21 protein-coding genes and 1 tRNA gene are annotated in these 24,880 nt (G+C 54.4%); 6 read left to right on the forward strand and 16 right to left on the reverse strand.

Annotated elements, in window-relative coordinates; all coding sequences use genetic code 11:
• Positions 1-198: 198 nt before the first annotated feature.
• From fadJ to AC1MKH_RS17295, 3 genes are all read right to left on the reverse strand, one after another.
• Positions 199-2,349 carry a fatty acid oxidation complex subunit alpha FadJ gene (gene fadJ, locus AC1MKH_RS17285; protein WP_276219698.1) on the reverse strand — a complete coding sequence of 717 codons (2,151 nt, stop codon included), beginning with the start codon at positions 2,347-2,349 and terminating at the stop codon, positions 199-201.
• Positions 2,349-3,659 carry an acetyl-CoA C-acyltransferase FadI gene (fadI, locus tag AC1MKH_RS17290; RefSeq protein WP_276219695.1) on the reverse strand — a complete coding sequence of 437 codons (1,311 nt, stop codon included), beginning with the start codon at positions 3,657-3,659 and terminating at the stop codon, positions 2,349-2,351. Before fadI ends, fadJ begins: the two co-directional genes overlap by 1 nt.
• 162 nt (positions 3,660-3,821) lie before the next feature.
• Entirely contained in the window at positions 3,822-4,106 is a 285-nt protein-coding gene (locus AC1MKH_RS17295) for a YfcZ/YiiS family protein (protein ID WP_015963594.1), read from the reverse strand.
• Positions 4,107-4,472: 366 nt separating this feature from the next.
• Here AC1MKH_RS17295 and fadL point away from each other — a divergent pair, with 366 nt between their 5' ends.
• Positions 4,473-5,798: a long-chain fatty acid transporter FadL gene (gene fadL, locus AC1MKH_RS17300; protein WP_488450943.1), complete on the forward strand. Its 1,326-nt coding sequence runs from the start codon at positions 4,473-4,475 to the stop codon at positions 5,796-5,798.
• Between the two features lie 62 nt (positions 5,799-5,860).
• Here the strand turns inward: fadL and mlaA are convergent, their stop codons facing one another.
• On the reverse strand, positions 5,861-6,616 hold the full coding sequence (mlaA, locus tag AC1MKH_RS17305) for a phospholipid-binding lipoprotein MlaA (protein WP_231826616.1): 756 nt from the start codon (positions 6,614-6,616) through the stop codon (positions 5,861-5,863).
• A 289-nt stretch (positions 6,617-6,905) separates the two neighbouring features.
• Between mlaA and AC1MKH_RS17310 the strand changes: the two genes are divergently transcribed.
• Both AC1MKH_RS17310 and AC1MKH_RS17315 read left to right on the forward strand, forming a co-directional pair.
• Positions 6,906-7,835 (forward strand): formate/nitrite transporter family protein, encoded by a 930-nt coding sequence (locus tag AC1MKH_RS17310; protein ID WP_276219690.1) that lies wholly within the window; start codon positions 6,906-6,908, stop codon positions 7,833-7,835.
• Between the two features lie 75 nt (positions 7,836-7,910).
• Positions 7,911-7,985 (forward strand) — tRNA-Arg (locus tag AC1MKH_RS17315).
• Positions 7,986-8,018: 33 nt separating this feature from the next.
• Here AC1MKH_RS17315 and pgtA read toward each other — a convergent pair.
• The 3 genes from pgtA to pgtC are packed head-to-tail and all read right to left on the reverse strand — an operon-like array spanning position 8,019 to position 12,473.
• Positions 8,019-9,266: a two-component system response regulator PgtA gene (gene pgtA, locus AC1MKH_RS17320; protein WP_276219688.1), complete on the reverse strand. Its 1,248-nt coding sequence runs from the start codon at positions 9,264-9,266 to the stop codon at positions 8,019-8,021.
• Entirely contained in the window at positions 9,256-11,265 is a 2,010-nt protein-coding gene (gene pgtB / locus AC1MKH_RS17325; protein ID WP_327621836.1) for a two-component system sensor histidine kinase PgtB, read from the reverse strand. The genes pgtA and pgtB overlap by 11 nt, the downstream gene beginning before the upstream one ends.
• A complete protein-coding gene (pgtC, locus tag AC1MKH_RS17330; protein WP_276219855.1) occupies positions 11,262-12,473 on the reverse strand; it encodes a phosphoglycerate transport regulator PgtC in 1,212 nt (403 codons plus the stop codon). The genes pgtB and pgtC overlap by 4 nt, the downstream gene beginning before the upstream one ends.
• 413 nt (positions 12,474-12,886) lie before the next feature.
• On the opposite strand from pgtC, the gene pgtP reads away from it, so the two are divergent.
• From pgtP to AC1MKH_RS17345, 3 genes are all read left to right on the forward strand, one after another.
• The gene (pgtP, locus tag AC1MKH_RS17335; RefSeq protein ID WP_276219684.1) at positions 12,887-14,275 is read left to right on the forward strand and encodes a phosphoglycerate transporter PgtP; all 1,389 of its coding nucleotides are present in this window, start codon (positions 12,887-12,889) and stop codon (positions 14,273-14,275) included.
• 269 nt (positions 14,276-14,544) lie between these two features.
• Positions 14,545-16,950: a membrane-bound PQQ-dependent dehydrogenase, glucose/quinate/shikimate family gene (locus AC1MKH_RS17340; RefSeq protein WP_276219682.1), complete on the forward strand. Its 2,406-nt coding sequence runs from the start codon at positions 14,545-14,547 to the stop codon at positions 16,948-16,950.
• Positions 16,951-17,137: 187 nt separating this feature from the next.
• Positions 17,138-17,566, forward strand: coding sequence for a DoxX family protein (locus tag AC1MKH_RS17345; RefSeq protein WP_276219681.1), 429 nt, complete (start codon positions 17,138-17,140; stop codon positions 17,564-17,566).
• A gap of 155 nt (positions 17,567-17,721) precedes the next feature.
• Here AC1MKH_RS17345 and catA read toward each other — a convergent pair whose 3' ends face one another.
• From catA to AC1MKH_RS17390, 9 genes are read right to left on the reverse strand one after another with little or no spacing between them, the layout of a single operon-like run.
• Positions 17,722-18,648, reverse strand: a complete 927-nt coding sequence (gene catA / locus AC1MKH_RS17350) for a catechol 1,2-dioxygenase (protein WP_276219679.1) — start codon at positions 18,646-18,648, stop codon at positions 17,722-17,724.
• 3 nt (positions 18,649-18,651) lie between these two features.
• Complete coding sequence (locus tag AC1MKH_RS17355; RefSeq protein ID WP_276219676.1) at positions 18,652-19,980, reverse strand: MFS transporter; 1,329 nt, start codon at positions 19,978-19,980, stop codon at positions 18,652-18,654.
• Positions 19,981-20,000: 20 nt separating this feature from the next.
• Positions 20,001-20,501 carry a flavin reductase gene (locus AC1MKH_RS17360; RefSeq protein ID WP_015963582.1) on the reverse strand — a complete coding sequence of 167 codons (501 nt, stop codon included), beginning with the start codon at positions 20,499-20,501 and terminating at the stop codon, positions 20,001-20,003.
• 10 nt (positions 20,502-20,511) lie between these two features.
• Complete coding sequence (locus AC1MKH_RS17365) at positions 20,512-21,444, reverse strand: PDR/VanB family oxidoreductase (RefSeq protein WP_276219674.1); 933 nt, start codon at positions 21,442-21,444, stop codon at positions 20,512-20,514.
• Positions 21,445-21,453: 9 nt separating this feature from the next.
• Positions 21,454-22,194 (reverse strand): SDR family NAD(P)-dependent oxidoreductase, encoded by a 741-nt coding sequence (locus AC1MKH_RS17370; RefSeq protein WP_276219672.1) that lies wholly within the window; start codon positions 22,192-22,194, stop codon positions 21,454-21,456.
• A 10-nt stretch (positions 22,195-22,204) separates the two neighbouring features.
• A complete protein-coding gene (locus tag AC1MKH_RS17375; protein ID WP_276219670.1) occupies positions 22,205-22,684 on the reverse strand; it encodes an aromatic-ring-hydroxylating dioxygenase subunit beta in 480 nt (159 codons plus the stop codon).
• A complete protein-coding gene (locus AC1MKH_RS17380; protein WP_276219668.1) occupies positions 22,684-23,985 on the reverse strand; it encodes an aromatic ring-hydroxylating oxygenase subunit alpha in 1,302 nt (433 codons plus the stop codon). The genes AC1MKH_RS17375 and AC1MKH_RS17380 overlap by 1 nt, the downstream gene beginning before the upstream one ends.
• An 11-nt stretch (positions 23,986-23,996) precedes the next feature.
• A complete protein-coding gene (locus AC1MKH_RS17385; protein WP_001088016.1) occupies positions 23,997-24,509 on the reverse strand; it encodes a nuclear transport factor 2 family protein in 513 nt (170 codons plus the stop codon).
• Between the two features lie 10 nt (positions 24,510-24,519).
• A complete protein-coding gene (locus AC1MKH_RS17390) occupies positions 24,520-24,870 on the reverse strand; it encodes an IacB protein (RefSeq protein ID WP_249896045.1) in 351 nt (116 codons plus the stop codon).
• Between the last annotated feature and the right edge of the window lie 10 nt (positions 24,871-24,880).

Here is a 24,880-nt window from a genome sequence, read left to right on the forward strand (position 1 = left end):
TTTGTTAAACAGAAGCACCGATCAATATCGCAGGCAACGAGACCTGCGATGTTTCGGTAGCCGGGCATTGTGCCTGATCCATCCAATGAATGAAACGCTGTCTTTTACCTTAATGGCGTAAGTATAGTCAATCTTTGTTTACAAAATAACCAGAACTGACCGGGACAACGTCACTCGCCGAAAGATATACCTTTGACCTCAAGCCTGTAAGCCAGTTTCCACGGGAGACCAAAAAGTTTCTCCCCGCTCTGCCATAGCGACTAATGCCTCGCATGGCGTAAAACGTGGACCGTACTGCGTCGTCAGTCGTTGCAATCTGGCAACCACTTCACCCGCGCCCAACGAATCCATGTAACGGAACGGGCCACCTAAGAACGGTGGAAAACCAATGCCAAACACCGCGCCAATGTCGCCATCGCGCGCGCTGCGGATTACGCGTTCATCAAAGCAGCGCGCCGCTTCGTTGAGCATCAGCAACACGCAGCGTTCGGCTATCTGTTGCGGCGAAAGCTGGCTGTTACGCGACGCCATTCCCGGCAACGAATAAATTGCGCTATCCGGCTGTTTCTTGCTTGTACGCCCTTTTGCACCATAAAGATAGAATCCACGACCGTTTTTTCTGCCTTTGCGATCGTCGTTCAAAATCGCTGAAATAAGCGTTGCAGGGGCGCTGAAACGATCCCCATACGCCGCTTCCAGTACCGGCATAATTTTGGTGCCTGTATCAATTCCCACCTCATCCAAAAGCTGGATGGGCCCAACGGGAAAACCGAATTTAACCAGAGCATTATCAATATCTTCGATGCGTTCGCCGTCGGTCAGCATGCGCATCGCCTCGTTAATGTACGGCGCTAAAATACGGTTTACATAGAACCCAGCGCGATCGGCCACCACAATCGGCATTTTCCCCTGTTTCTTCGCAAGCTTCACCGTGGTGGCGATAGTCTGCTCAGAGGTTGTCGCGTGGGGGATAACCTCCACCAGCGGCATTTTTTCGACCGGGCTGAAAAAGTGCAGGCCGATGACCTGTTCAGGCCGTTGCGCCTGGGCGGCAATATCGCCAATCGGCAGCGACGACGTATTCGACGCAAAGACCGTATGCGGCGCGCACTGCTGCTCGACTTCACTGACCATCTTCTGTTTCAGCACCAGATCTTCAAACACCGCCTCAATGACCAGATCCCGATGCGCAAATCCGCGATAATCGGTCGATCCGGAAATCAACGCCAGCTGGCTATCACGCTCATTAGCCTTGATATGGCGGCGACGCACCTTGTTATCAAGCAGCTCCCAGCTGTACTTCAACGCATGGTTGATGCCCTTAGCATTGATGTCTTTGATACGTACCGGAAGTTTGCCTTTGGTCGCGGTCACGAAGGCGATCCCCCCGCCCATCAGGCCGCCGCCTAAGATCCCCACCGCACGCAATGGTCCGGCCTCGACGCTGGCACCCGGATCTTTTTTGATCTCCGTACTGGCGAAGAAAATATGCCGCAGCGCTTTAGACTGTGAGGTCATCGCCAGCTCGCCAAACGCGCGCGCTTCCGCGTCATAGCCGCTGCTGGTACCCTGCGCCAGCCCGGTTTCAATCACTTCCAGAATCTTTTTGGTCGCCGGATAGTTACCGTGCGTTTTCTGCTCGGTTTTCTTTCCGGCAAGCGTAAACAGAATATTGCGCCCCAGGGGGCCTGCGAGAATGCGCTCTTTTACCGGCAGATGGCGTGAGCGTGATGGCGCTTGCTTTGCCAGCTCAACCGCGGCTTCCAGCAAGATGGTCTGCGGCACCACGTCATCCACCAGCCCAACCTTCAGCGCCTGACGCGCGCGCAGTTGCTTCCCCGTCAGGATCATATCCAGCGCCGTACTCACGCCAACCAGGCGCGGCAATCGCTGGGTACCGCCAGAGCCCGGCAGCAGACCAAGCTGCACTTCCGGTAACCCAAGCACCGTTTTAGGATCGTCAGAACAGACGCGCCCGTGACAGGCAAGCGCCAGCTCCAGCCCGCCGCCAAGGCACGCCCCGTGAATGGCGGCGATCACCGGGAGAGACAAGCCGTTCAGCTCCGCCATGATCTGCTGCCCCTGCCGCGCCAGCCCTTCGGCTTCCTGCGCGCTGGCACAGTTGCCAATCATGTTGATATCGGCCCCGGCAATAAAGTTGTCAGGCTTGGCAGAGGTAATCACCACGCCCTGAAGCGCTTTGTTGTCGCGAATTTGCTTGAGGATAGCCCGCACCTGCGTGCCAAACTCAGCCTTCAGGGTATTCATTTTCTCGTCCGGCACATCGATGGTAATTATGGCGACGTTATCCGGGCGAACGGTGAGAGAAAATGCGGATATTGTCGTCATTATTCAGCCTCCAGTACCATTGCCGCGCCCAAACCACCCGCCGCACAGGCGGTGACCAGGCCAAAACCGCCTCCCCGGCGGCGTAACTCATTGAGCGTTTGCGTGATCATTCGCGCGCCAGTGGCGGCAAAGGGGTGCCCATAGGCTATCGATCCGCCCAGAACGTTGAATTTGCTTTCGTCAATCTCACCGGTGGCCTGAGCACGCCCCAGCACGTCGCGGGCAAACCGATCGCTTGCGAGGCACTGAATATTCGCCAGCGTTTGTGCGGCAAACGCTTCATGCATATCAAACAACGTTAAATCTGCGAGGGTGAGGCCCGCACGATCGAGCGCCAGCGGCGTGGCCCATGCCGGGCCGAGCAGCATATCCTGCTGCACCTCAATGGCGGTAAACGCGTAGCTGCGCAGATAGCCCAGCGGCGTTAAGCCCAGCTCGCGGGCACGCGATTCGGTCATTAATATCACCGCCGCCGCGCCATCGGTCAGCGGCGTACTGTTGGCCGCCGTGACCGAACCATGTTTACGGTCGAATGCCGGGCGCAGTTTGGCGTAATCCGCCAGCGTCGAGGTGCCGCGTATGTTGTTGTCCTGCTCCAGCGGGTCGCGGAACGGCGGCGCGTAGGCCGTCATTACTTCATCCGCCAGTTTGCCTTCCGCCCACGCCTGTGCTGCCAGTTGATGCGAGCGATGTGCCAGCGCATCCTGCTGTTCACGCGTGATGTGGTACGTCTTCGCCATCTGTTCAGCCGTATCGCCCATCCGCAGGCCGGTAGAATACTCCGCAACCGCCGGGGGGACCGGCATCAGGTCGCGCAGCTTAAGGCGGGAAAAGAGTTTCAGACGCTGCCCAAGCGTACGCGCTTTATTGGCATCCACCAGCGTTCGCGCCAGCTTTTTGCTGACGCCAATCGGCAGCACGGAAGAGGAATCCGCCCCGCCCGCAATACCCGCGCGAATAGTCCCTGCCATCAGGCTTTCGGCCACGTTGGCGACCGCCTGAAAACTGGTAGCGCAGGCGCGACTAACGCTGTAGGCATCCGTATGCACGTTCATCCCCGTACCGAGGACAATTTCGCGGGCAATGTTTGGCGCTTCTGGCATCTGAACAACCTGGCCGAAGACCAGTTGTTCGATCATTTCAGGGGGAATTTCGCTACGCGCCAGCATTTCGCCCACGACCATTTTGCCGAGGTCAATCGCCGGTACGCCGTGAAAGGCGGTGGCCTGACGGGCAAATGGGGTACGTAAACCACTGACAATGGCAATGCGATCGCCCTGACGGGTGATAAGCGGTAATGCCTGACTCATAAAACTCCCCTGTTAAAAGATAAAACCAAAGTGGTCGGACCTGATAACAGTCTTAACTAATTTTTTACATTAAGCCAATCGGAGAGAGAGAAAAATGGGAGCTAAAACACACTGGAGGGGGAAAAGAAAACGCCCCTGCATCGCAGAGGCGTTTGGGAAGGATTAACGCAGACCCAGCTGGAAGATCAGCGTTTCTGCTTCGCAGGCAAAAACAAAATCGATATCCATCTGTACGCCGCCCTCAACGTCTTTGAAGACCGGGGTGATGACGCACGGATCGGATTCAACGCCACGCGCGCGTTCAGTCAGCGCAGCGAGTGTTTCTTCAGCTTCAGCGCGAGTTGCAAAAACGCGGCTATAGGAGGCTGTGCAATCGGAGTTGTCCATGATGGTACCAACATCCATACAGCAGCAAACCGGGGTTTCATCAGCACTGCATTTACTCATTGTAGATTTCCTCTGTATATGCACGCGAAGGTGCCAGATAAACGATGCCGTTATTTTACGCTCCCCGGAAAGCTCCCTCCAGTTGTTAATTATGCCAATTGAGATAAGTGACCGAAATCACACTTAAAAATGATCTAAAACAAAAATCACCCAAACAGATGAAGCTCGACCTCACCAAATTTGCTAACCAGATCCCGTTTCGGTGATCATCTACGTAAAATCTGAGAAACAATATTGCAACATCACATCTGGTCAGACCTATACTCTCGTCACTGGTCTGATTTCTCTGACGTAGTCCAGCCCCTACACTTCGCGCTTCTGTTACTACATGTAACATTTTTTGTATAAAAATAACTCAATGAGGTTATGGTCATGAGCCAGAAAACCCGGTTTACAAAGTCTGCTCTCGCAGTCGCAGTGGCACTCGTTTCTACCCACGCCTGGTCTGCAGGCTTCCAGCTTAATGAGTTTTCTTCCTCTGGTCTGGGCCGCGCCTATTCCGGTGAAGGTGCCATCGCTGACGATGCAGGCAACGCCAGCCGTAACCCCGCGCTGATTATGATGTTTGATCGCCCGACGTTTTCTGCCGGTGCGGTTTATATTGACCCGGATGTGAACGTTTCAGGCCGTTCGCCAACCGGCAACAGTCTGAAAGCGGATAACATTGCGCCTACCGCATGGGTACCAAACGTTCACTTCGTGATGCCTATCAACGATCAGTTCGGTTGGGGGGCTTCCGTAACCTCTAACTATGGTCTGGCAACTGAGTTTAACGACACCTATGCCGCTGGCGCATACGGTGGTACGACTGACCTGCAAACCGTGAACCTGAATCTGAGCGGCGCATACCGCCTCAGCAGTCAGTGGAGCTTCGGGGCCGGTGTTAACGCTGTTTATGCCCGTGCAAAGATCGACCGCTATGCGGGTGATTTAGGTCAGATCGTTGCAGGCTCTGGCGTGCTTCCTCCGGCTCTGGCAGGCCAGGTAGGCCAGATCCCGGCGGATACTAAAATCGCACACCTGAAGGGTGACGAGTGGGGCTTTGGCTGGAATGCCGGTATTCTGTTCGAACTGGATAAGAATAACCGTTACGGCTTCACCTATCGTTCTGAAGTGAAAATCGACTTTGATGGCGATTATAAGAGCGACCTGCCGTCCGCATATAACCAAATCCTCGGTAATTTCGGCCTTCCGGCAGGCACCAATGGCAGCACCACCAACGGTTCTCTGACGCTGAATCTGCCAGAAATGTGGGAAATCTCCGGTTACAACCGTGTGGCTCCGCAGTGGGCTATCCACTATAGCGCAACCTACACCAGCTGGAGCCAGTTCGAAGAACTGAAAGCAACCAACAGCAGCGGCACGCTGTTCCAGAAAGACGAGAACTTTAAAGACGCATGGCGCCTGGCGCTGGGTACCACCTATTACTATGACGATAACTGGACCTTCCGTACCGGTATCGCCTTCGATGATAGCCCGGTTCCGTCTAACTATCGTTCAATCTCTATTCCGGATCAGGACCGCCTGTGGCTGAGCGCCGGTACGACCTATGCGCTTAATGAAGATGCGTCTGTTGATGTGGGCGTATCCTACATGCACGGACAGAGCGTTAAATTCCAGGAAGGTCCGTACACCTTTAAATCTGAAGGTAAAGCCTGGCTGTTCGGTACCAACTTCAACTACCGCTTCTAAGTTTTCCCCAATAAAAAAGGTGAGCCTCAGTGCTCACCTTTTCTTTATCTATACCCTGCGATTTATTCAGAATCGATATCTTTCAAATCATCCTTAATCGCCTGGGCGTTCGGATTTTCTTCCGGTTTCAGCTTACCGCCGTTGGCGATAAAGTCGTGGCGCTGGAAGTAAGCTTCACGTACCAGAATGTACGGGTCAGAGGACTGACGCAGCAGGCCATCGGAGTCGAGCAACTGAGCTCGCGTTTCCACACCTTCCACCGCCCATTTACCGATAGACATGGGCCAGGTCAGCCAGGAGAGCACCGGATACAGCGTATCGGCCATATCGCCCCCCTCATCACGCAGGGTGAAACTTCCGTAGAACGGCAGTTGCATATACGGGCCGTAACCGACGCCATAGTGCCCCAGCGTACTGCCGAAGCGGTGCGGTTCTACGCGCTGCAGTTTCGGGTTTGCCATACCGGCCACATCAATAAAGCCGCCCATCCCCAGAATGGTGTTCAGGAAGAAGCGCGTGAAGTGCACCATCCCCTGGTAGGGATCGCCCTGCAGGAAGTAGTTAGCCATCACGGCAGGCTCTTCCAGGTTGCTGGTAAAGTTACCCAGGCCGGTACGCGCGGGCTGTGGAACATAGTCGCGCCACGCAACGGCCACCGGACGCAGCACATAAGGGTCCAGCACGTTAAAGTTGAAGTTGTACATCGAGCGGTTAAAACCTTCCAGAGGGTCTGACCGCCCTTGCTGTTCAGTGCCGGAACTCGCACACCCGACAAGCAGTGTGGTGCCCAGCGCAACCGCCGACAGGCGAAGCTTCATAAGTGTCTCCCTGTTAATTATGGCTATCGCTGATTGCCATCCATGACGGAACGCATGAGTGTCCGCCTGTTTAGGTGTGAGCGATTGTAACAGCACGTCGAATGATGTCTATATTCGCGGTCTCGTTGCTCTAATTTTAGCCTGGTAACCGCCGCATTGTGCATATCTATTCTACCGAAGCCGTTGACATTAAACGTTACCATTCTTGTCATTTCAGAATAACTCCCGACCTGACTGTTACAAAAACCGCTACGCTTTAACAGGTTTGTGTACAGAAAAGGACAACGCGATGGATAACCTCAAAGACGATAAAATTGACGGTCACAGCGACGAGCTGGAAGTCGAAAGCGAAGAGAAGCAAAGCGGGAAGAAAATTGAGATAGACGAAGAGCGTCTTCCCTCGCGCGCGATGGCTATCCACGAGCATATCCGCCAGGACGGCGAAAAAGAGCTGGAGCGCGACGCCATGGCGCTGCTGTGGTCCGCCATCGCCGCCGGGCTTTCAATGGGGGCATCGCTGCTGGCAAAAGGCATTTTTCACGTCCAGCTGGACGGCGTGCCCGGTAGTTTTCTGCTGGAGAATCTCGGCTACACCTTCGGCTTCATTATTGTCATCATGGCGCGCCAGCAGCTTTTCACAGAGAACACTGTCACCGCGGTTCTGCCGGTCATGCAAAAACCGACAACCGGTAATTTCGGCCTGTTGATGCGCCTGTGGGGCATCGTGCTTTTTGGCAACGTGCTGGGCACCGGCGTGGCGGCATGGGCATTCGAGTATATGCCGATATTTGATGAAGAGACGCGCGACGCGTTTGTCAAAATCGGTATGGACGTGATGAAAAACAGCCCCACCGAGATGTTTGCCAATGCCATTATTTCCGGCTGGCTTATCGCAACGATGGTATGGATGTTCCCCGCCGCCGGTGCGGCGAAAATCGTGGTCATTATTCTGATGACCTGGCTTATCGCACTGGGCGACACCACCCATATCGTGGTCGGTTCGGTCGAGATCCTCTATCTGGTCTTCAACGGCACCGTGCACTGGAGCGAATTCTTCTGGCCTTTCGCCCTGCCAACCCTTGCCGGCAACATTTGCGGCGGCACCTTTATCTTCGCGCTGATGAGCCACGCACAAATTCGCAATGATATGAGTAACAAGCGCAAGGAAGAGGCAAAACAGCGCGATAGCCAGCAAAAAATGTCGAAAAAACAGCGCTAAATGGCGATGCTTTGAGCAGTTAAGCGGCACGAGACTTACCCGGCAGGGCAAAAAACGCTATGCTCGTGCCGCTTCGTCCCCTTAGTTAAATGGATATAACGAGCCCCTCCTAAGGGCTAGTTGCAGGTTCGATTCCTGCAGGGGACACCATGTATCCCCCCGCCTGCCATCATTTTCGTTCCACTACATCTTGTAATGCTCTTTACTCAGGCCATGCTTTTTCATTCGCAGATACAGCTTTTTGCGCGGAATTTGCAAATACTCTGCGACTTCGTTAATTCTTCCCTGATGAATATTCAACGCCTCAGTAATGATCTGCCGTTCAATTTCGTCAATGCGCCGATCCAGTGGCGTCGGTTCACTGACATGCATGTGAGGATTAGCCACTTCCGCCAGCGGCAAAACGCCAACCGCAAATAATTCAGCAGCATTTGCCAGTTCACGGATATTATTTGACCACCCTCTGCGCAACATTCTTTTCAGGATTTCGGCCCCTACTTCGGGAACAGGATGATTTAGCCGCTGGCAGGCCTTGTTTAAATAGTAATGAAATAGAGGCTCTATATCGTCCAGGCGCTGTGATAAGGGCTGACAGACAATTTGCGTCATGGCGAAACAGTAATAAAGCTCAGCAACGATATTATTGGCGGCGGCTAACTCAACCAGAGAAGAGTGGCTGATACCAATCAAACGGAACGGACGTTGTTCCAGACTTTGAAGCTGCGCAAGTTGATATTGTTGCTCGCGACTCAGATTCTCAGGACGACTCAAAACCAGCGTGCCACCGTAAGCCTGTGCAACGATCTCCTGAAACAGAGTCTTATTTTCTGGCATCACTTCATGACAGATGAACGGCCCGTCTGCATTGCGCCCTAACTGATGGAGATAACGCGCACCGGTCATACGCCCGGTTCCCGCTTCTCCATGAAACCAGACGGCAATGTCCGTTTCGCTGAGTTGTTCAAGACGCTGTCGGAAGCGTTGCGTCCATTCGCTGCGCCCTACCACCTCAACCTGTAATCTTTGTTGGTGGCGTAAACGGCGGGCGATAACCGACTTCCGATGACGTAGCGCGATATCAACCAGAGTCAGTAATTTTCCGGGTTCTACGGGTTTTTGCAGGAAGTCCCAGGCCCCCTTTTTCACCGCCTCTACGGCCATTGGGACATCGCCATGACCGGTAATCAGTAAGATGGGCAACTGTTTATCATCACGATGCAGCAGCGTCATTAAATCGATGCCAGAGCATCCCGGCATACAGACATCGCTGAGCACAATCCCTGGCCAGTCTTTCTGAATCCATTGCTGTGCATCCAGCGGGTTATTACACACAAAAATGCGGTAACCCGCCTGTTCAAGCAGAAGAGTATAGGCATCCAGCACATCAGCATCATCATCGATCAGCAGAATGGAAAAATCGTTACTCGACATCGCTTACTTCCATTATTTTGAATTCCAGCACCACGCAGGCATTTTTTGTTACGGTCGATGCCAGACGCAGCTCTCCCCCCATTTGCGTCATGAGCGAGACGCAAATCGATAAACCAATGCCCAGCCCAACATCTTTACTGGTCGTAAAAGGCTTCAACAGCGTCGGCAGCAAATATTCGGGCCACCCAGGGCCATTATCGGCAATAAACACACAGAGTGTGTTTCCCTCTGTTTGCCAGCTTACGGTAATTTCCGCGCCGCCAGGACACGCATCAAGGGCGTTCGCCAGAACGTTCACCAGAACTTGTTGCAGGCGAACGTCTTCCCCGGACACCCATGCATTTCTCTCGGGCAGATTCATTACTGCTTGCTGCGGTTTATGGCGCATAGCGAGTAATTCCCAGGCTGCATTAAAGGTCTGCGTCAAGTCGACGGGTTTTAGCGCAATATCCTGATCCGCTCGCCGCGTGAATTGCCGCAATGACCGTATGATGGCGCCAATCCGGCTGACCAGCCCCTCTCCTTTAAGCAAGGTTGTCTTGGCCTGATCGGTCTGCCCCATATCGATAGCACGGCCCGCAGTATACAAATACATCGATAACGCATTCAGTGGCTGATTAATTTCATGCGCAAGCGTAGTCATCGTTTGCCCGACCATCGCCAGTTTTGCCGTCTGAATCAGTTCATCCTGCGTTGAGCGTAAATCCTGTTCGATGGCTTTTCGCTCGGTAATTTCCTGCTCCAGTTGCCGTTTTTGCGAATTTAACAGGCCAAGCGTATGACGCAGTAAACCGGCAATGCGCCCAAGTTCATCCCGGCCATATACAGGGATATCCGTGGTGGTTGTGCCCAAACCAATTTGAACAACCGCCTGATTCAGCGCGGTAAACCGCTTAACCAGTCGCGATCGAATAAAATAATGGTTTAATGCCCATGCCAGCAACAGCGCGAGAAATGTCGCCACCAGAATTAGTCCGCCGCTCACGCGAACAATCTGTTCCATTCGCTGATTAAACCGTTGCATTTGCTGATGGCTATTACCGAGCTGTGTCTCAAGCAATATTCGAAATCGCCCCAGCGTTGCTTCACGGGTATGGCTGACATCGATAAGCGCTTTTTGCGCGGCGACGTAATCACGCATGGTATTAGGCATATTGTTCTTCACCATGCCGATTTCCAGCAGCTCATCGATAGTTTGTCGCAGCGTAATGGTGCTGGGCCAGTCATCCAGCGCACGGATATTTTCATCTGCCGTTTTCTTGAGGTTTTCAAGATAACGAATATGTGTCTCGACCAACATCCCGTCGTCATTCCCGGATTTCAGTTCGTTTAAGCGGTCACGCAGATCGTCAACAATCTGATTTTCAATTCGCGAGAGCGTATAGACCTGCTGTTGCTCATTTTGCACTTCCCGAGAACGCTTCAGGTATTGTGTGGTATCGCCCTGGCGTGTTTCTATTTGATCGAGCAATGTTCCCTGCTGCCAGGTAAAATCCTGCACCAGCGAATTAAGTTCGGTCGTAAAATCATCATGCAGCCAATCAATTCTGGCGGAGAGCTCACTCACTTTTTCACGCACCAGGAACATGTTATAGAGCGCCCTGTCCAGTTCGGATAACAATTTCCGGCTGTCCTGCAAAATCATCGATAGCTGCTGATGCTCCTCGGGCGTCAGGCCCTGGCTGAGCCGCTCAATTTTATCTAATTGCTGGATAATCTGCTTTCGCAGCTGTAAACGTACCGTGGTGTTGGGCGCCAGTAAAAACTCGTTTAACTGATCGACGGCCAGATTTAAGCTTCCCTCAATCTGAAAAGCAGAATGAATACGCGGAAAATACTCATCAAGTGAATAACGGATCTGCGAACTTTGTTCATGCCATGAGTAAAGACTAACGCTGCTGACAATCAGGGTAAGAAGCGCCCCCATTAAAAAAGCGCCACGTAGGCTATTACTGATGCTCATTTGCCGCAAACGTTGCAGAAGCGACCTACCCTTCATTTCAGCTCTTCCAGTTTATTGATTGCCTGGCGTTGGTTATTCAGAAACCAAGGCTGCCACTCCATCATTTGTTGCTCTGCAAAACTTTTATTATCGAACTGTGCCAGCCAGGCTTCATTTTCACTGCTCGCAGGATCAACCGGCACGCGGGTAAGCAGCGAACGAATTTCAGGCAAGGGACGTTTAAGTCGCGCTTCTGCACTGTGTAGCGCTCGCCAGGCATCTTTTAATTGCGCGAGACGAAAGCTAATCGCCGTATCAAACATGCGCTGCACCAACTGCTGACGTTTCAGTATCAGGCGATAGTTCAACGGCGGCTGATTCATCAACACGGCCTGCTGCGCGGCTCTTGGGTTCCCGGAACTCAACGGCGTAACCGGATATTTCCCGGTGTTGGCGTCTGCGAGGATGCGCTGACCTTCGGGGCTGAGCAGGTAACGCATGAAACGCCTGGCTTCCCCCGCATGCTGGCTTTTCTTAAGCACAGCCACATAGGTAGGCGAGACCGCCGACTGTGGGAAATAGCTAAACGTCAGATGCGGATCGTTTAACAGCAAATTGGCATAGTTATCAATAACCGGCCCGGCGACGCCGAGCCCGCTCTTAATTTTATCGGCAACGCCAAAACTTCTCGATGAAATCGTCACTAAATTGCCGGCGCTCGCCAGTAGCGTTTCCCAGCCCTGCGCCCAGCCTTTTTGCTGCAACAGCGCTTCAATCATCAAATGGTTGGTATCCGATCTGGACGGGCTACTCATCAGCAAAGCCCCCTGGTAGCGCGGATGCATCAAATCATCCCAATCTGCGGGAGCGGGAAGATGACGTGCAGCCAGTGCCGAACGGTTAATCAACAGGCCAAATCCCGAAATCGCAACGGCAACGGAGGTGGAACGAATCGATTCTGGCACCAGGCGCTGACTGTTCTGTGGAATTTCTTCCAGTGGTGCAAGCTTTTGATGTTCCTGAAGATGCTGTAGCAGCATTGGTGAGGAGGTCAGAATAAGATCGACATTCTCAGCGTTAGACGTATCCAGCAATTGCTCCAGAGAAGCGCTGGTACGGTTGAGTGTGCGAATAGTCACGGCGTCGGGCTGTGTTTGCCAGCGCTGAATAATCCACGCGGTAGCACCGGGTGAAAATGTTGTCGCCATCACCAGTTCGCCATGTTGTGCCAGCACCGGCCTGGAAAGCAGAATCAGCGATAACAAAACGCCAATTTTGCAGAGTGTTTTGACCCGGTGACAAAACACGATTGTGATCCCTCTCATAAATCTCAATTTCCCGCGAAATAAAAATTGTGGCAAAACTTACCCGTTTTCAATTATCCGTAACGACTGCGACGAACACGGAGATATCTTCGCAAGCATTGATGAACCGTAATAAGGATACCAGATGATGGTTGCGGAATATGTTAATAGCCGCACAAGACGAAGATAAATCTGATATCAAAAAGAATAACAGGTCATTCACTCATAAATAATTGAGTCAAAAACATCCAGCCAGCCCGTTAATTTGAGTCATTTTTGACACATTACATGAACTTGAAGACACACGGTAATTACCGCACTCTTTCTGTCGATTACTCCTGCTGTCTATATCAATTAAAAGTACAGGTGACGACATGTTATCAATATTTAAAACAGGACAATCCGCAGACAAAGTTCCTGCGGAGAAAGTTCAGGCAACCTATAATCGATACCGGATGCAAGCATTGCTTAGCGTATTTTTGGGCTATCTGGCATATTATATAGTACGTAATAACTTCACTCTCTCGACGCCCTATTTAAAAGAGCAATTAGATCTCAGCGCAACCCAGATCGGTTTACTCAGCAGCTGTATGCTTATTGCCTACGGCATCAGTAAGGGCGTGATGAGTAGTCTGGCAGATAAAGCCAGCCCGAAAGTATTTATGGCTGCGGGTCTGGTGCTGTGCGCCATCGTCAACGTAGGCCTGGGTTTCAGCACCGCTTTCTGGATTTTCGCCGCTTTGGTTATTCTTAATGGTCTGTTTCAGGGGATGGGCGTTGGCCCCTCTTTTATTACTATTGCCAACTGGTTCCCTCGTCGGGAACGCGGGCGCGTAGGGGCGTTCTGGAATATTTCTCATAACGTGGGCGGTGGTATTGTCGCACCAATCGTTGGGGCCGGATTTGCTATTCTGGGCAGCGAGCACTGGCAAAGCGCCAGCTATATTGTCCCGGCCTGCGTGGCCGTCGTTTTTGCAGTAGTGGTGCTGGCTCTGGGTAAAGGTTCTCCGCGTAAGGAAGGTCTTCCCGCGCTGGAAGAGATGATGCCGGAAGAAAAAGTGGTACTGAAAACTCGCCATACGGTAAACGCGCCAGAGAATATGACCGCGTTCCAGATATTCTGCACCTACGTCCTGCGCAACAAAAATGCATGGTACGTCTCACTGGTGGATGTCTTCGTCTATATGGTGCGATTCGGTATGATCAGTTGGCTGCCAATTTATCTGCTAACGGTCAAACACTTCTCCAAAGAACAAATGAGCATCGCGTTCCTGTTTTTTGAATGGGCCGCTATCCCCTCTACGCTCCTGGCCGGGTGGTTATCCGATAAGCTCTTTAAAGGGCGGCGTATGCCACTGGCGATGATCTGCATGGCGCTGATTTTCGTTTGCCTGATTGGCTACTGGAAAAGTGAATCTCTGCTGATGGTGACTGTTTTTGCCGCCATCGTGGGCTGTCTGATTTATGTCCCGCAATTTCTTGCTTCGGTGCAAACAATGGAAATTGTGCCCAGCTTTGCCGTGGGCTCCGCTGTCGGTTTGCGTGGTTTTATGAGCTACATCTTTGGCGCCTCACTGGGTACCAGTCTGTTTGGCGTGATGGTCGATAAAATGGGATGGCACGGTGGCTTTTATCTGCTGATGGGTGGGATTGTCTGCTGTATTTTGTTCTGCTACTTGTCACATCGCGGCGCGCTGGAGCTCGAACAGCAGCGTAAAAAAGACGCCGAGGAAGCGTCCTCTCTTCAACTCGCTGACGCCTGATTTCATGCACCTTGCAGGGAGGCTTCCTTACGGCTCCCTGCATTGTCCTTTCTGCCCCGCCACCTCTATTTGTTATACATTTAATGCTCATAAGTTTTACATTTATCTTACAAATAAATAAACTTCCTTACGTTGTAGGCGCAGGCACTTCCCCTTCGGATTACCCACCATAACAACAGGATCTCAGGCGGCTAACGTCCTTAGCAGGATGATGCGCCAGCCCACTGAGCAAAAATGCTTCAAACGACTGACTTTGTATGGGATGCACAATGGACGAACAAAAAAGCAGAGGTGGAGGCGTGTTCTTTACGCTCTACCGCTTACTCTTCGTATTGCTCAGTGTTGGCACTGGGCTGTTTTTAACCATCTGGGGCGGTAAGCTCCTGTCGCTGGGCGGCAGCGCCTGGTATCTGGTCGCCGGTCTGGCGTATCTGATTATCGGGGCAGGCTACCTGCTGCGCCGTAAATTTGCCCTCCCCCTTTCCATTATTACCTTTGTCCTTACCCTTATCTGGGCGCTCTATGAAGTGCAATTCAGTTACTGGGGTCTGATTCCACGTCTGGTGGTTCCCGCACTCTTATTAATGCTCGCCCTGTGGCTCACCACCACGTTGCCCGTTCAGCGTTCATCGGTGCGTGCGGCTAACCGCAGCGCAACGGTGATCTTTGTCGCGCTGCTGGCAACACTGGTCTCGGCGTTTTTCCCGCACGGTGGCATTCATAATGGTGTTGTCGATACCCACGCAGGCAAAGAACCCACTCTGGCATCAAAAAGTGACAACTGGGAATTCTTTGGCCGCGATGCCTCCGGTACGCGTTATGCACCCTACACGGATATCACCCCGGAGAATGTAAAAGATCTGAAAGTGGCGTGGACGTATCACACCGGGCGTCGCTTAACCGGCCCGGGTATCGGGGTAGACGAAAATACGCCTCTGCAAATTGGCGATACGCTTTATTCCTGTACTCCGCTGAACGTGGTAACGGCTATTGATGCCGACACCGGTAAAGCCCGCTGGCGCTTTGATCCGCACGCGCAGACCGCCGAACACGTGACCTGTCGCGGTGTGGGTTATTACGATGCGCAGAACGATGATTCGCTGAGCGCAGAAGAAAAATCCAGCCCGGCGCTTCAGCAATGCCCGCAGCGTATTATCATCTCGACCGTCGATGCCCGTCTGATTGCCCTGAATGCCAAAACCGGCGAGCTGTGCGACAGCTTTGGCAACAAAGGCAGCGTCGATCTGAAACAGGGTATGGGCGACACGGAAAACAGTAAGCGCTATCACCCGACGTCTATTCCGATGATCATGGGGCACATTGCCGTGATTGGCGGCTGGGTGCGCGATATCGTGCACGGTGAGCCTTCCGGCGTCGTGCGTGCGTATGATGTGCGTACAGGGGATGTGGTCTGGGCCTGGGATGTCGGCCAGCCGGAAAACATTACTGACCCGGAAAAAGCACGTGCCTATACGCTGGAAACGCCTAACGTCTGGACGGTACCCGGCTTTGATAAAGAGTTGAATCTGGTTTATCTGCCAACCGGTAACGGCCCGCCGGATTACTGGGGCGGCGACCGCAACGAAGCTAAAGAGAAATACGGTTCGTCTGTGGTGGCAGTCGACGCCAGTACCGGTGAAACCAAATGGGTCTTCCAGACCGTTCACCATGATATCTGGGACTACGATTTACCGTCTCAGCCCGTTCTGTTCCACATGAAGAACGAAAAAGGCGAAGAAATTCCGGTACTGATACAGACCACCAAAACCGGGCAAATCTACGTTCTCGACCGCCGTACCGGGAAACCGGTCACCAAAGTGGAAGAGATTCCGGTACCGCATCAGGGCGCGGAAGGCGAACGTCTTTCCACCACTCAGCCGTTCTCTACGGGTATGCCGCAGTTAGGCGTTGACCCGCTGACCGAGAAATCGATGTGGGGCGTCACGCCGTTCGATCAGCTGATCTGTCGTATCGACTTTAAAGAATCGACCTATCTGGGCATGTTCACCCCACCGTCGGAAAAACCGTATATCGAATGGCCAAGCCTGCTGGGCGGCATGAACTGGGGCGGCATCACTATCGATGAACGTACCGGCACGCTGTTCGTCAACGATATGCGTATGCCGCTGCGGATGTCTCTGGTGCGCCAGCAAGATATGGCGAAATACCACGTCTCAACCGACGAAGTCCCGGGCTTTATGGGCACTGTACGTCCGCAGGTCGCTGGCCCTTACGGCGGTGTGCGTATCGATATTCTGCAATCTGCGCTGGGCGTGCCGTGTAATACTCCGCCGTTTGGCACCATGAGCGCGATTGACCTGAATACGCGCCAACTGGTGTGGCAGGTTCCGATGGGTTCAGTGGAAGATACCGGCCCGCTGGGGATGAAAACCGGCATGCACATTCCGCTGGGAATGCCAACGCTGGGCGGCCCAACCTCCACCGCTTCTGGCCTGGTCTTCTTTGCCGGCACGCAGGATAACTACCTGCGTGCACTCGACTCCTCAACCGGGAAAGAGCTATGGCGCGCCCGTCTGCCGGTTGGTGCCGTTGCCGCACCGCTGATTTATAAATCACCGAAAACCGGTAAAGAGTATGTCGTTATTTCCGCAGGTGGCGCCAGCCACTCACCGGATGTAGGCGATGACATTATCGCTTATGCGCTGGAAGATTAAGTTCTGACAGCAAAAGGCCGAAGAGTTAATTCCCTCTTCGGCCTTTTTATTTGACTAAATTTTTCTAACAACTTCTTAAATTTTTCTGCCTTTAATCCGCCACAATAGTTTGCCACTATGCTATCCGGGTTCTTTTGCCCAAATTTCTGTTTTTATTCTTCTGGGTTCACTTAATAAGGACTGTTCTATGCTCAACGCGTTAACACAACGGTTCGATCATCCGGATGGCGCTAAGCTCTTACTACGCCTGACATTCAGTGCTTTGCTTCTGTTTCATGGTATTCATAAAGCCTTACCGGGCGGCGATCTGGGCTTTATTCAGGACCTGTTGATGAAAGCCGGGTTACCGGGTTTTATTGCCTGGGGCGTTTTTATTGGTGAAATTCTTTGCCCGATTCTGATTATTCTCGGCATCTTCACTCGCTGGGCGGCAATTATTGTTTCGTTCACCATGTTGACCGCAGTGGCGCTGGCAAACGGTACGCAAATATTCGCACTGGCACCCACAGGCGCGTGGATTATTGAAAGCGCTGCGTTCTATTTCCTGCTGGGTATTGTGATTTTTTTACTCGGTGGCGGGCGTTACAGCGTGATGTCGAATCCTGATTATCGTTAAGCCGTAAATTGCCTGATGCGCTACGCTTATCAGGCCTATAAGGTTCCTTGCAATATATTGAATTTACATGACTTTGTAGGCCGGATAAGGCATTTACGCCGCATCCGGCAAGAACAAAGCGCATGTTGTCAGCAATTTGCGCCGACTGCGTTAATTTACTCTTTCACGCGTAACCGCTTCCCGCGTTCCTCTTCGCTGTTCTGCGTCGCCGCCACCAGCGTAAAATCAAAGTTCACTTCCGTATGCGGCTGGTGAATGCCACGCTCGTAGGCCACCGCTTCGTCGTCCACTTTCACCGGGTCAGCAATCAGCCCATCGCGGGTGGCGAAAGCAAAATCATCCCACAGGTACGCATCGCCATTGAGGTTAATTTGCGTAGTCAGGTGTTTATAACCCGGCGCGGATACAAAGAAGTGAATATGCGCCGGGCGATTGCCGTGACGGCCTAAACCGTTGAGCAGTTTCTGCGTCGGGCCATCCGGCGGGCAGCCGTAACCGCACGGCACAATGCTGCGTACCGCATAGTGACCGTTGGCGTCGGTCAGCACGCGGCGGCGCAGGTTGTATTCGCTCTGAGATTGATCAAAGAACGAATAACCACCCAACGTGTTGGCGTGCCAGATATCCACAACGGCATCCGCCACCGGACGCCCCTGCTTATCCTTCACCACGCCCTGTAACCACATGATTTCACCCTGCTCTTTGCCATCATCCATGCGGGCAAAACCTTCACTCAGCGGCGCATTCGCCACGTACAGCGGCCCTTCGATGGTGCGCGGGGTACCTGTTTCATTGCCTGCCGCCGCCTCTTTTTCATCGGCGCGAATGTCGAGGTAGTGCTCCAGCCCCAGCCCCGCCGCCAGCAGCGCCGCTTCTTTGCGTTCGCCCAGCTCGTTGAGATAGTTCACCACCAGCCAGAACTCTTCGTCGGTGATATCAAATTTTTTAATGGTCTGGCAGAGATCGCCCAGCAGGTGATGCATGATCTCCTTAAAGCGCTCGTTCCCCTGTTGAGAGAGAAAACCGCTGCTGACGGCGAGTAATTTTTCCACTTCTGATGTCGTTACCGGATTCACTGACATTGCTTAGACCTCATTGTAGGGTAAGGTTTTTGTAGGTTGACTCAGGACAGGTGTTTCCTGCGAAGGCAGGCTCCACAACGCAATCCACGCCAGTAGCGCATAGACAATCAACAACAGCGATACCGGCCAGGCGGCGTCAAATTCGATTAACAGTGCGACGGCGAGCATCGGCCCCAGCCCGCCGGAAAAGATAGATCCCACTTCATGCCCCAGCGCCAGGCCGGAGTAACGCACACGCACCGGGAACAGATCGCTCATAATGCACGGCTGCGTGCCGATCATCGCCCCGTGACACACCGGTAAACCAAGGAACATCGCCAGCATTATCCAGCTATATTCGCCGGTCGAAACCAGCCAGAAGAACGGGAAAGCCATCACCAGCAGGCCAATCACGCCGATGTAATAGACGCGTTTCAGGCCGATACGATCGGAGAGCGCGCCCCAGAACAGAATCGAGAAGAATTCAATCAACATCGCCAGCGTCACCGCGCTGATAATAATGCTCGTAGAGATGCCAATATGTTTGGCGTACACCACCGAGAAGGTGAAGAAGATATAGGATGCGCCGTTCTCCGGCAGACGCAGGGCAATCGCCTGCATCAGCGCTTTTGGATGGTCGCGCAGCAGCACCAGCAACGGAATTTTTTCATGTTTATCTTCCGGTTTAGCCTGGCTGAACGCCTCACTTTCACGGATGTTTTTGCGGATATAGACGCCGACCAGAAAAATCAGCAGGCTCAGCAGGAACGGCACGCGCCAGCCCCAGCTCATAAAATCGGATTCCGGCAGTTTCTGCACCAGATAGAATGCGAATGCCGAGAGCACAAAGCCGCCGGAAACGCCCATCTGGCTCCAGGCGGTAAAGAAGCCGCGCCTTGAAGCCGGGGCATTTTCGCTCAGCATCAACACGCCGCCGCCCCACTCGCCGCCGGATGCCACGCCCTGCAAAAAGCGCAGCGTGATCAGACAAATCGGCGCCCAGATGCCAATCTGGCTATAAACCGGCAGCAGGCCGATGACGAAGGTTGTCGCGCCCATCAGCGTTAACGTCATGATTAACGTCATCTTACGGCTGTAGCGATCGCCTAAATGACCGAAAGCAATCCCCCCGAGCGGGCGCGCCAGGAAGCCGACCGCAAAGCCGGAAAACGCCAGTAATGTGCCCTGTAGCGGATCGCCGCCGACCGGGAAAAAGAGCGGGCCGAAGACCAGCGCCGCCGCCGTGCCATAGAGAAAGAAGTCATACCATTCCAGCGCATTGCCCAGAACGGAGGCGATCACCAGTTTACGCATTTGCTTTGGGTCGTGCGGTGCTGCTGCGGTATTGCTCATAAGCCAGGCTCCTCAATGGGTTAGGCTTTCACCTCAATATCGCCGCCTACCGTATGGTAACGACGGTTAAAATAGACCAGCCCGCGCGGCTGCTCGCTGATGCGAATCGCCTGCACCTGGCAATAAAATACCGTGTGGCTGCCCACTTCATGGCAGTCGTCAATCACGCAGTCGAAGCTGGCGACGGCGGAACTGAGCACCGGCGCGCCGCTCGCCATCACCTGCCAGCGGTCGTAAGCGAAACGCTCTTCGGAACGCAGGGTCGCATTGGCGAAAATGCCCGATAACTCCTGATGCGCGCCGGAAAGCACGTTCACGCACAGTGCACCGTTTTGCTTGAAGTGCGCGTTGGCAAAAGAGTTGCGGTTCATACACACCAGCAGGGTCGGCGGTTGATCCGTGACGCTACACACGGCAGAGGCGGTAAAGCCAAATTTCCCCGCCGGGCCATCGGTGGTGATCACCGACACCGCGCTGCCCAGTTGCGCCATCGCATTACGAAACTCGGTCTGCAAATTCATGCTGAAATCCTCAGAGATCGATAATCAGACGGGCGCTTTTCGCCCGGGAACAACAGAGCAGGATCTGGTCGCCATCGGCTTTCTCCTCGTCTGTCAGATAGCTGTCGCGGTGATCCGGCTCGCCCTCAATCACATCCGTCAGGCAACTGCCGCAAATCCCCTGCTTACAGGAGACGCACACCTTCAATCCCGCCTGCGCCAGCGCCTCGACAATGGTCTGGTTTTCCAGCACCCGCACGGTAATCCCGCTGGTGGCGGCGACCACGTCGAACGCCTTTCCGCTCACTTCAACTTCCGCGCTGAAGCACTCCTGATGAACGTTTTCAGCCGCATACCCGGCGGCGTTTGCCTGCTCGCTCACCGCCTCCATCAGCCGCGTCGGGCCGCAAACATAGACATGGGTGTTAGCCGGTACATCACTTAACACCGCTGGCAAATCAATGCGTTGTTCATCACTGAAATGCAGCCATACGCGATCCGCCCACGGCGCTTTTTCCAGTTCGGCAACAAACGCCGCCTGCGGGCGCGAACGGGCGCAGTAATGCAGCGAAAACGCGCGCCCGGCGGCGTGCAGCTCCGCCGCCATCGCCAGCATCGGCGTGATACCAATCCCGCCGCCGATCAGCAGGCTGTGCGCCGCGCGCGCATCAAGGGCAAACAGATTGCGCGGCAGGCTCACCGTTACCGATTCGCCTTCCTGAAGCGCGTGTGCCGCCAGCGATCCGCCTTTCGACTGGCTATCTTTGAGGATGCCCAGTTGATAGCAGTAGCGATCTGCCGGATCGCCGCAGAGTGAATACGGGCGCACCAGATCGTCGGTCAGATGCAGGTCGATGTGCGCCCCGGCGGTGAACGCAGGCAGTTCAGCGCCGGTTGCGTAGGCAAGCGTCAGCAGGACGACTTCCCCCTGTAACTCGCGCTTAATAATGTGCAGTGTCAGCATGGCGACTCCTTAACGCATGAACAGACCGCCGTTGATGTCCCAGGTCGCCCCGGTGACAAACGCCGCCTGCGGTGAAGCCAGCAGCGCCACGGCCTGAGCGACAAATTCGGCATCGCCCAACTTACCCACCGGGATCATCTGTAACAGCCCGGCCATTTTCTCTTCCGGCACCAGCGCGTGAACGGACGGGAGATCCATCGGCCCCGGCGCGATGGCATTCACCGTTACGCCGGATTTCCCCAGCTCGCGGGCGAAGATTTTGGTCAGCGTCAGGATGCCGCCTTTCGATGCCGCGTAATGCGCCCCGGAGGCCGTGCCGCCGTTCTGCCCGGCGAGCGACGCCAGGTTGATAATTCGCCCGTAACCTTTCTTCGCGAAGTAGCGCCCAATCGTCTGGCAGCCGACAAACGTGCCGCGCAGATTGGTGGAGATCACCCGGTCAAACTCTTCAACGTCAATCTCCATCACCGGCGTCGCCAGGGTCAGCGCGGCATTGTTTACCAGCACCTCCAGGCTGCCGAAGCGGGTTTCAATCGCCTGTAGCGCCTGCTCAAACGCCTGCGGCTGGCGGATATCCAGTTCCAGCGCCAGCACGTGGCCTGCGCCGTTATCGAGTTTCTCCGCCGCCTGTTGCGCGCGCGCCAGACTCACGTCCGAGAGCACCACCTGATACCCCTGCGACAACAGATGCGTGGCGATGACGTTGCCCAGCCCGGCGGCCGCGCCGGTGACTAATACGGTTTGCGTCATAACGCGCTCCTTACAGGATGTAGCCGATGCTGTGCAGCACATCGTCGCTGTTGATAAGACGGATCACCTTTTGCTTAATCAGCAGCCGGTCGCCCTGCGATTGCAGGTGCCAGGTGATATCCGCCGCGTAGTGTCGGCTGTAGCCTTTGCGGTGTTCCCACAGCGACTGCGCGCCGCGCACCACAATTTCGTCACCCTCGCCTTCCAGCAAACGGAAGCGCGAGAGCGTGCGCAACGTGCGGGCGCGCGGCGTGGTGGAGATTGACTCACCGCTGTAAAGGCGCTTCACCCGACGCTCACGCATTTCGTGATCGTCGCAGGCGTAGTTGAGGGTATTTTTGAAATCGGTCTCCTGTGAGTCGATTGGCACGATGTACAGGCCGTCGCGCTGCCACAGTTCCAGCCAGGCATTAAACTCGCCCTGATCGAGCAAGTCGCCTTCGAGATTGATAATTTCCATTGCGGAAATCAGAACCGTATCTGGCGTCATTATTCCGCCTCCGTCATCAGTTTTTTCCACTGTTGATACGCCGCGCGCATCCCGGTTTCGGCGCTCACGTCGCTGCGCAGGCCGTCATCGCTGCGGTACTCGCCCGCCAGCCCGCGGTTGAGCATGATCCACAGGTCGTTGCCCGCCGTCGCCCCGCGCTGTACGCGTTCCCACGCCTCGGAATCATCCGGCGTACCAAAGCCCATCGGGCCCTGGAAATGTTCATGCAGACGCAGACGTGCCTGGTTGGCAATTTCCGGTCCGCCGTCCATGGTGATCACCGCATGATGAATTTCGGTTTCGTTCACCGAAACGGGTTGCAGCACACGGAAGAACGCCATTGAACAGGCAATATTGGGGAAAATGTTGAGGTTAAAGCCGGAACCGCCGACGGCACGCACAATGCGACGTACCTGATCTTCATCGTGGTCTTTACGCAATTCGTCGGCCAGCGCAATAAAGCGCTCCGGGATAGGCGCATCGAGATTGGCTTCCAGATCCACCAGTTCCGGGATCATCACCATCACGCTGTGGCCGTTGCCGAGATCTTCCACATAGCCGCTACCGTCAACGAAGTTGAGCATCTCTTCGGTCTGCTTATCGACCGAACTTAAAAACGAGCGGTGAACGACCGGGAAGTGGTAGCCGTCGGTGGTATTTTCCAGTTGGATCTTCCAGTTGCCGGGGAAACGGAAACGGTGCGCCGGGCCGGTTTTAATCGGATAACCCGCGCCCTGCTTCATAAACAGATCCATCCACTTTTTCGCCGCGCCGAGGAAATCTTCCAGCGGTTCGATGTGCTCATTAAAGGTGGCGAAGATCATGCCGGCGTACTGTTCGGTACGCAGCGACACCAGCCCCAGCTCGCCTTTTTCCAGTTGATCGGCATAGCTTTCCGGGTGCGGCACGCCGCGCAGGCTGCCGTCCAGCGCGTAGCCCCAGCCGTGGTACGGGCAGACAAAACTGTTGGTTTTACCGGTGCGATGTTCGCACACGGTGGCGGCGCGGTGGCGGCAACGGTTGAGCAACGTGTGTACGTTGCCTTTGCGGTCGCGCACGACGATCACCGGCTGCGTGCCGATCTCGGTAGTTTTGAAACTCCCGGTTTCCGGGATTTCGCTGGTATGCGCCACCCATACCCAGGTTTTGCTGAAGATCCTGTCCAGCTCAAGGTTGAACAGGGTCTCGGAATTATAAAGTGAGGTATGCACCCGGTCAGACTGCACCAGCGCGGCGATTTCCGCGCAGTCGGGAACATTGGCTTCGATATTTTTTACGGGGATCTGGTTATCACACTGCATCGCTCGACTCTCTATTTATTGTCAGGTACAGGCAGCACATCTGCGGCGTGCCAGTGGTCAACTGGCCTGCTGAACAGATTGCGCGTCGTGAAATGGTGCATCCGCATCACACCTGCTTCGCGGCGAAACTCCACGTTCAGTTCCGCCGCATTGAGATGCGATCCTCCGGCGGTAAAACTGGAGGTTTGCAGCATCAGCCAGCGCCCGAAAAGCAGGCCATCCGGCTGCTGGATGAGGGCTTCCGAGCACAAAAAATGGGCGTTCATCGCAAAATGCGCGGGCGTTTTGACGTATCCGGCCATCATGCTTTCAATGGCGTTGCGTCCGACATGCCTGCCAAGGCGTGTGGCATACGGTTCGCCCACGCCTTCCCAGCAGGCATTGGTGGTAAACAGCGCGCCAATCGCCCGCACGGTCGCCGGGGTTTCAAGCTGGTCGCACAGGCGCATATAGTTGCTGATGCATACCCGTGCGTCCTGCTGGTCTTCAAGCTGTTGCAAACGCTGCGCATCCTGTGAGTTCATCACCCGCTCCTTAACCCTGAATAATCAGTTCGCGGCCCACGCGCGCTTCAATCTTGCAGTACTTCCACAGCTTGCTTTCACCGACCGGCGTGGTGCGGAACAGGTTGCAGACCGCCGCCACGTTTTCCAGGGTGTCGGCATCCGCCAGCACGTAGGTGGTCCACGGCGCGGTGGTCGAGGGGCCGACCATCAACTGGTCATCATCCATGTTGCCGATGACGCGGATGCCCGGCGTCTCTTCCATGCCTTTCATCATCACGCCGAATGCGCCCCACACCTGTTTGGCTTCTGCCGGAGTCGCATCGAAAAAGTTCTGGTTCACACCGATACAAAACAGCACGCGTAATTTGTTCTGGCTCATTTGTTGCTCC

It is taken from the genome of Pseudocitrobacter sp. CD920760 (assembly GCF_057782505.1).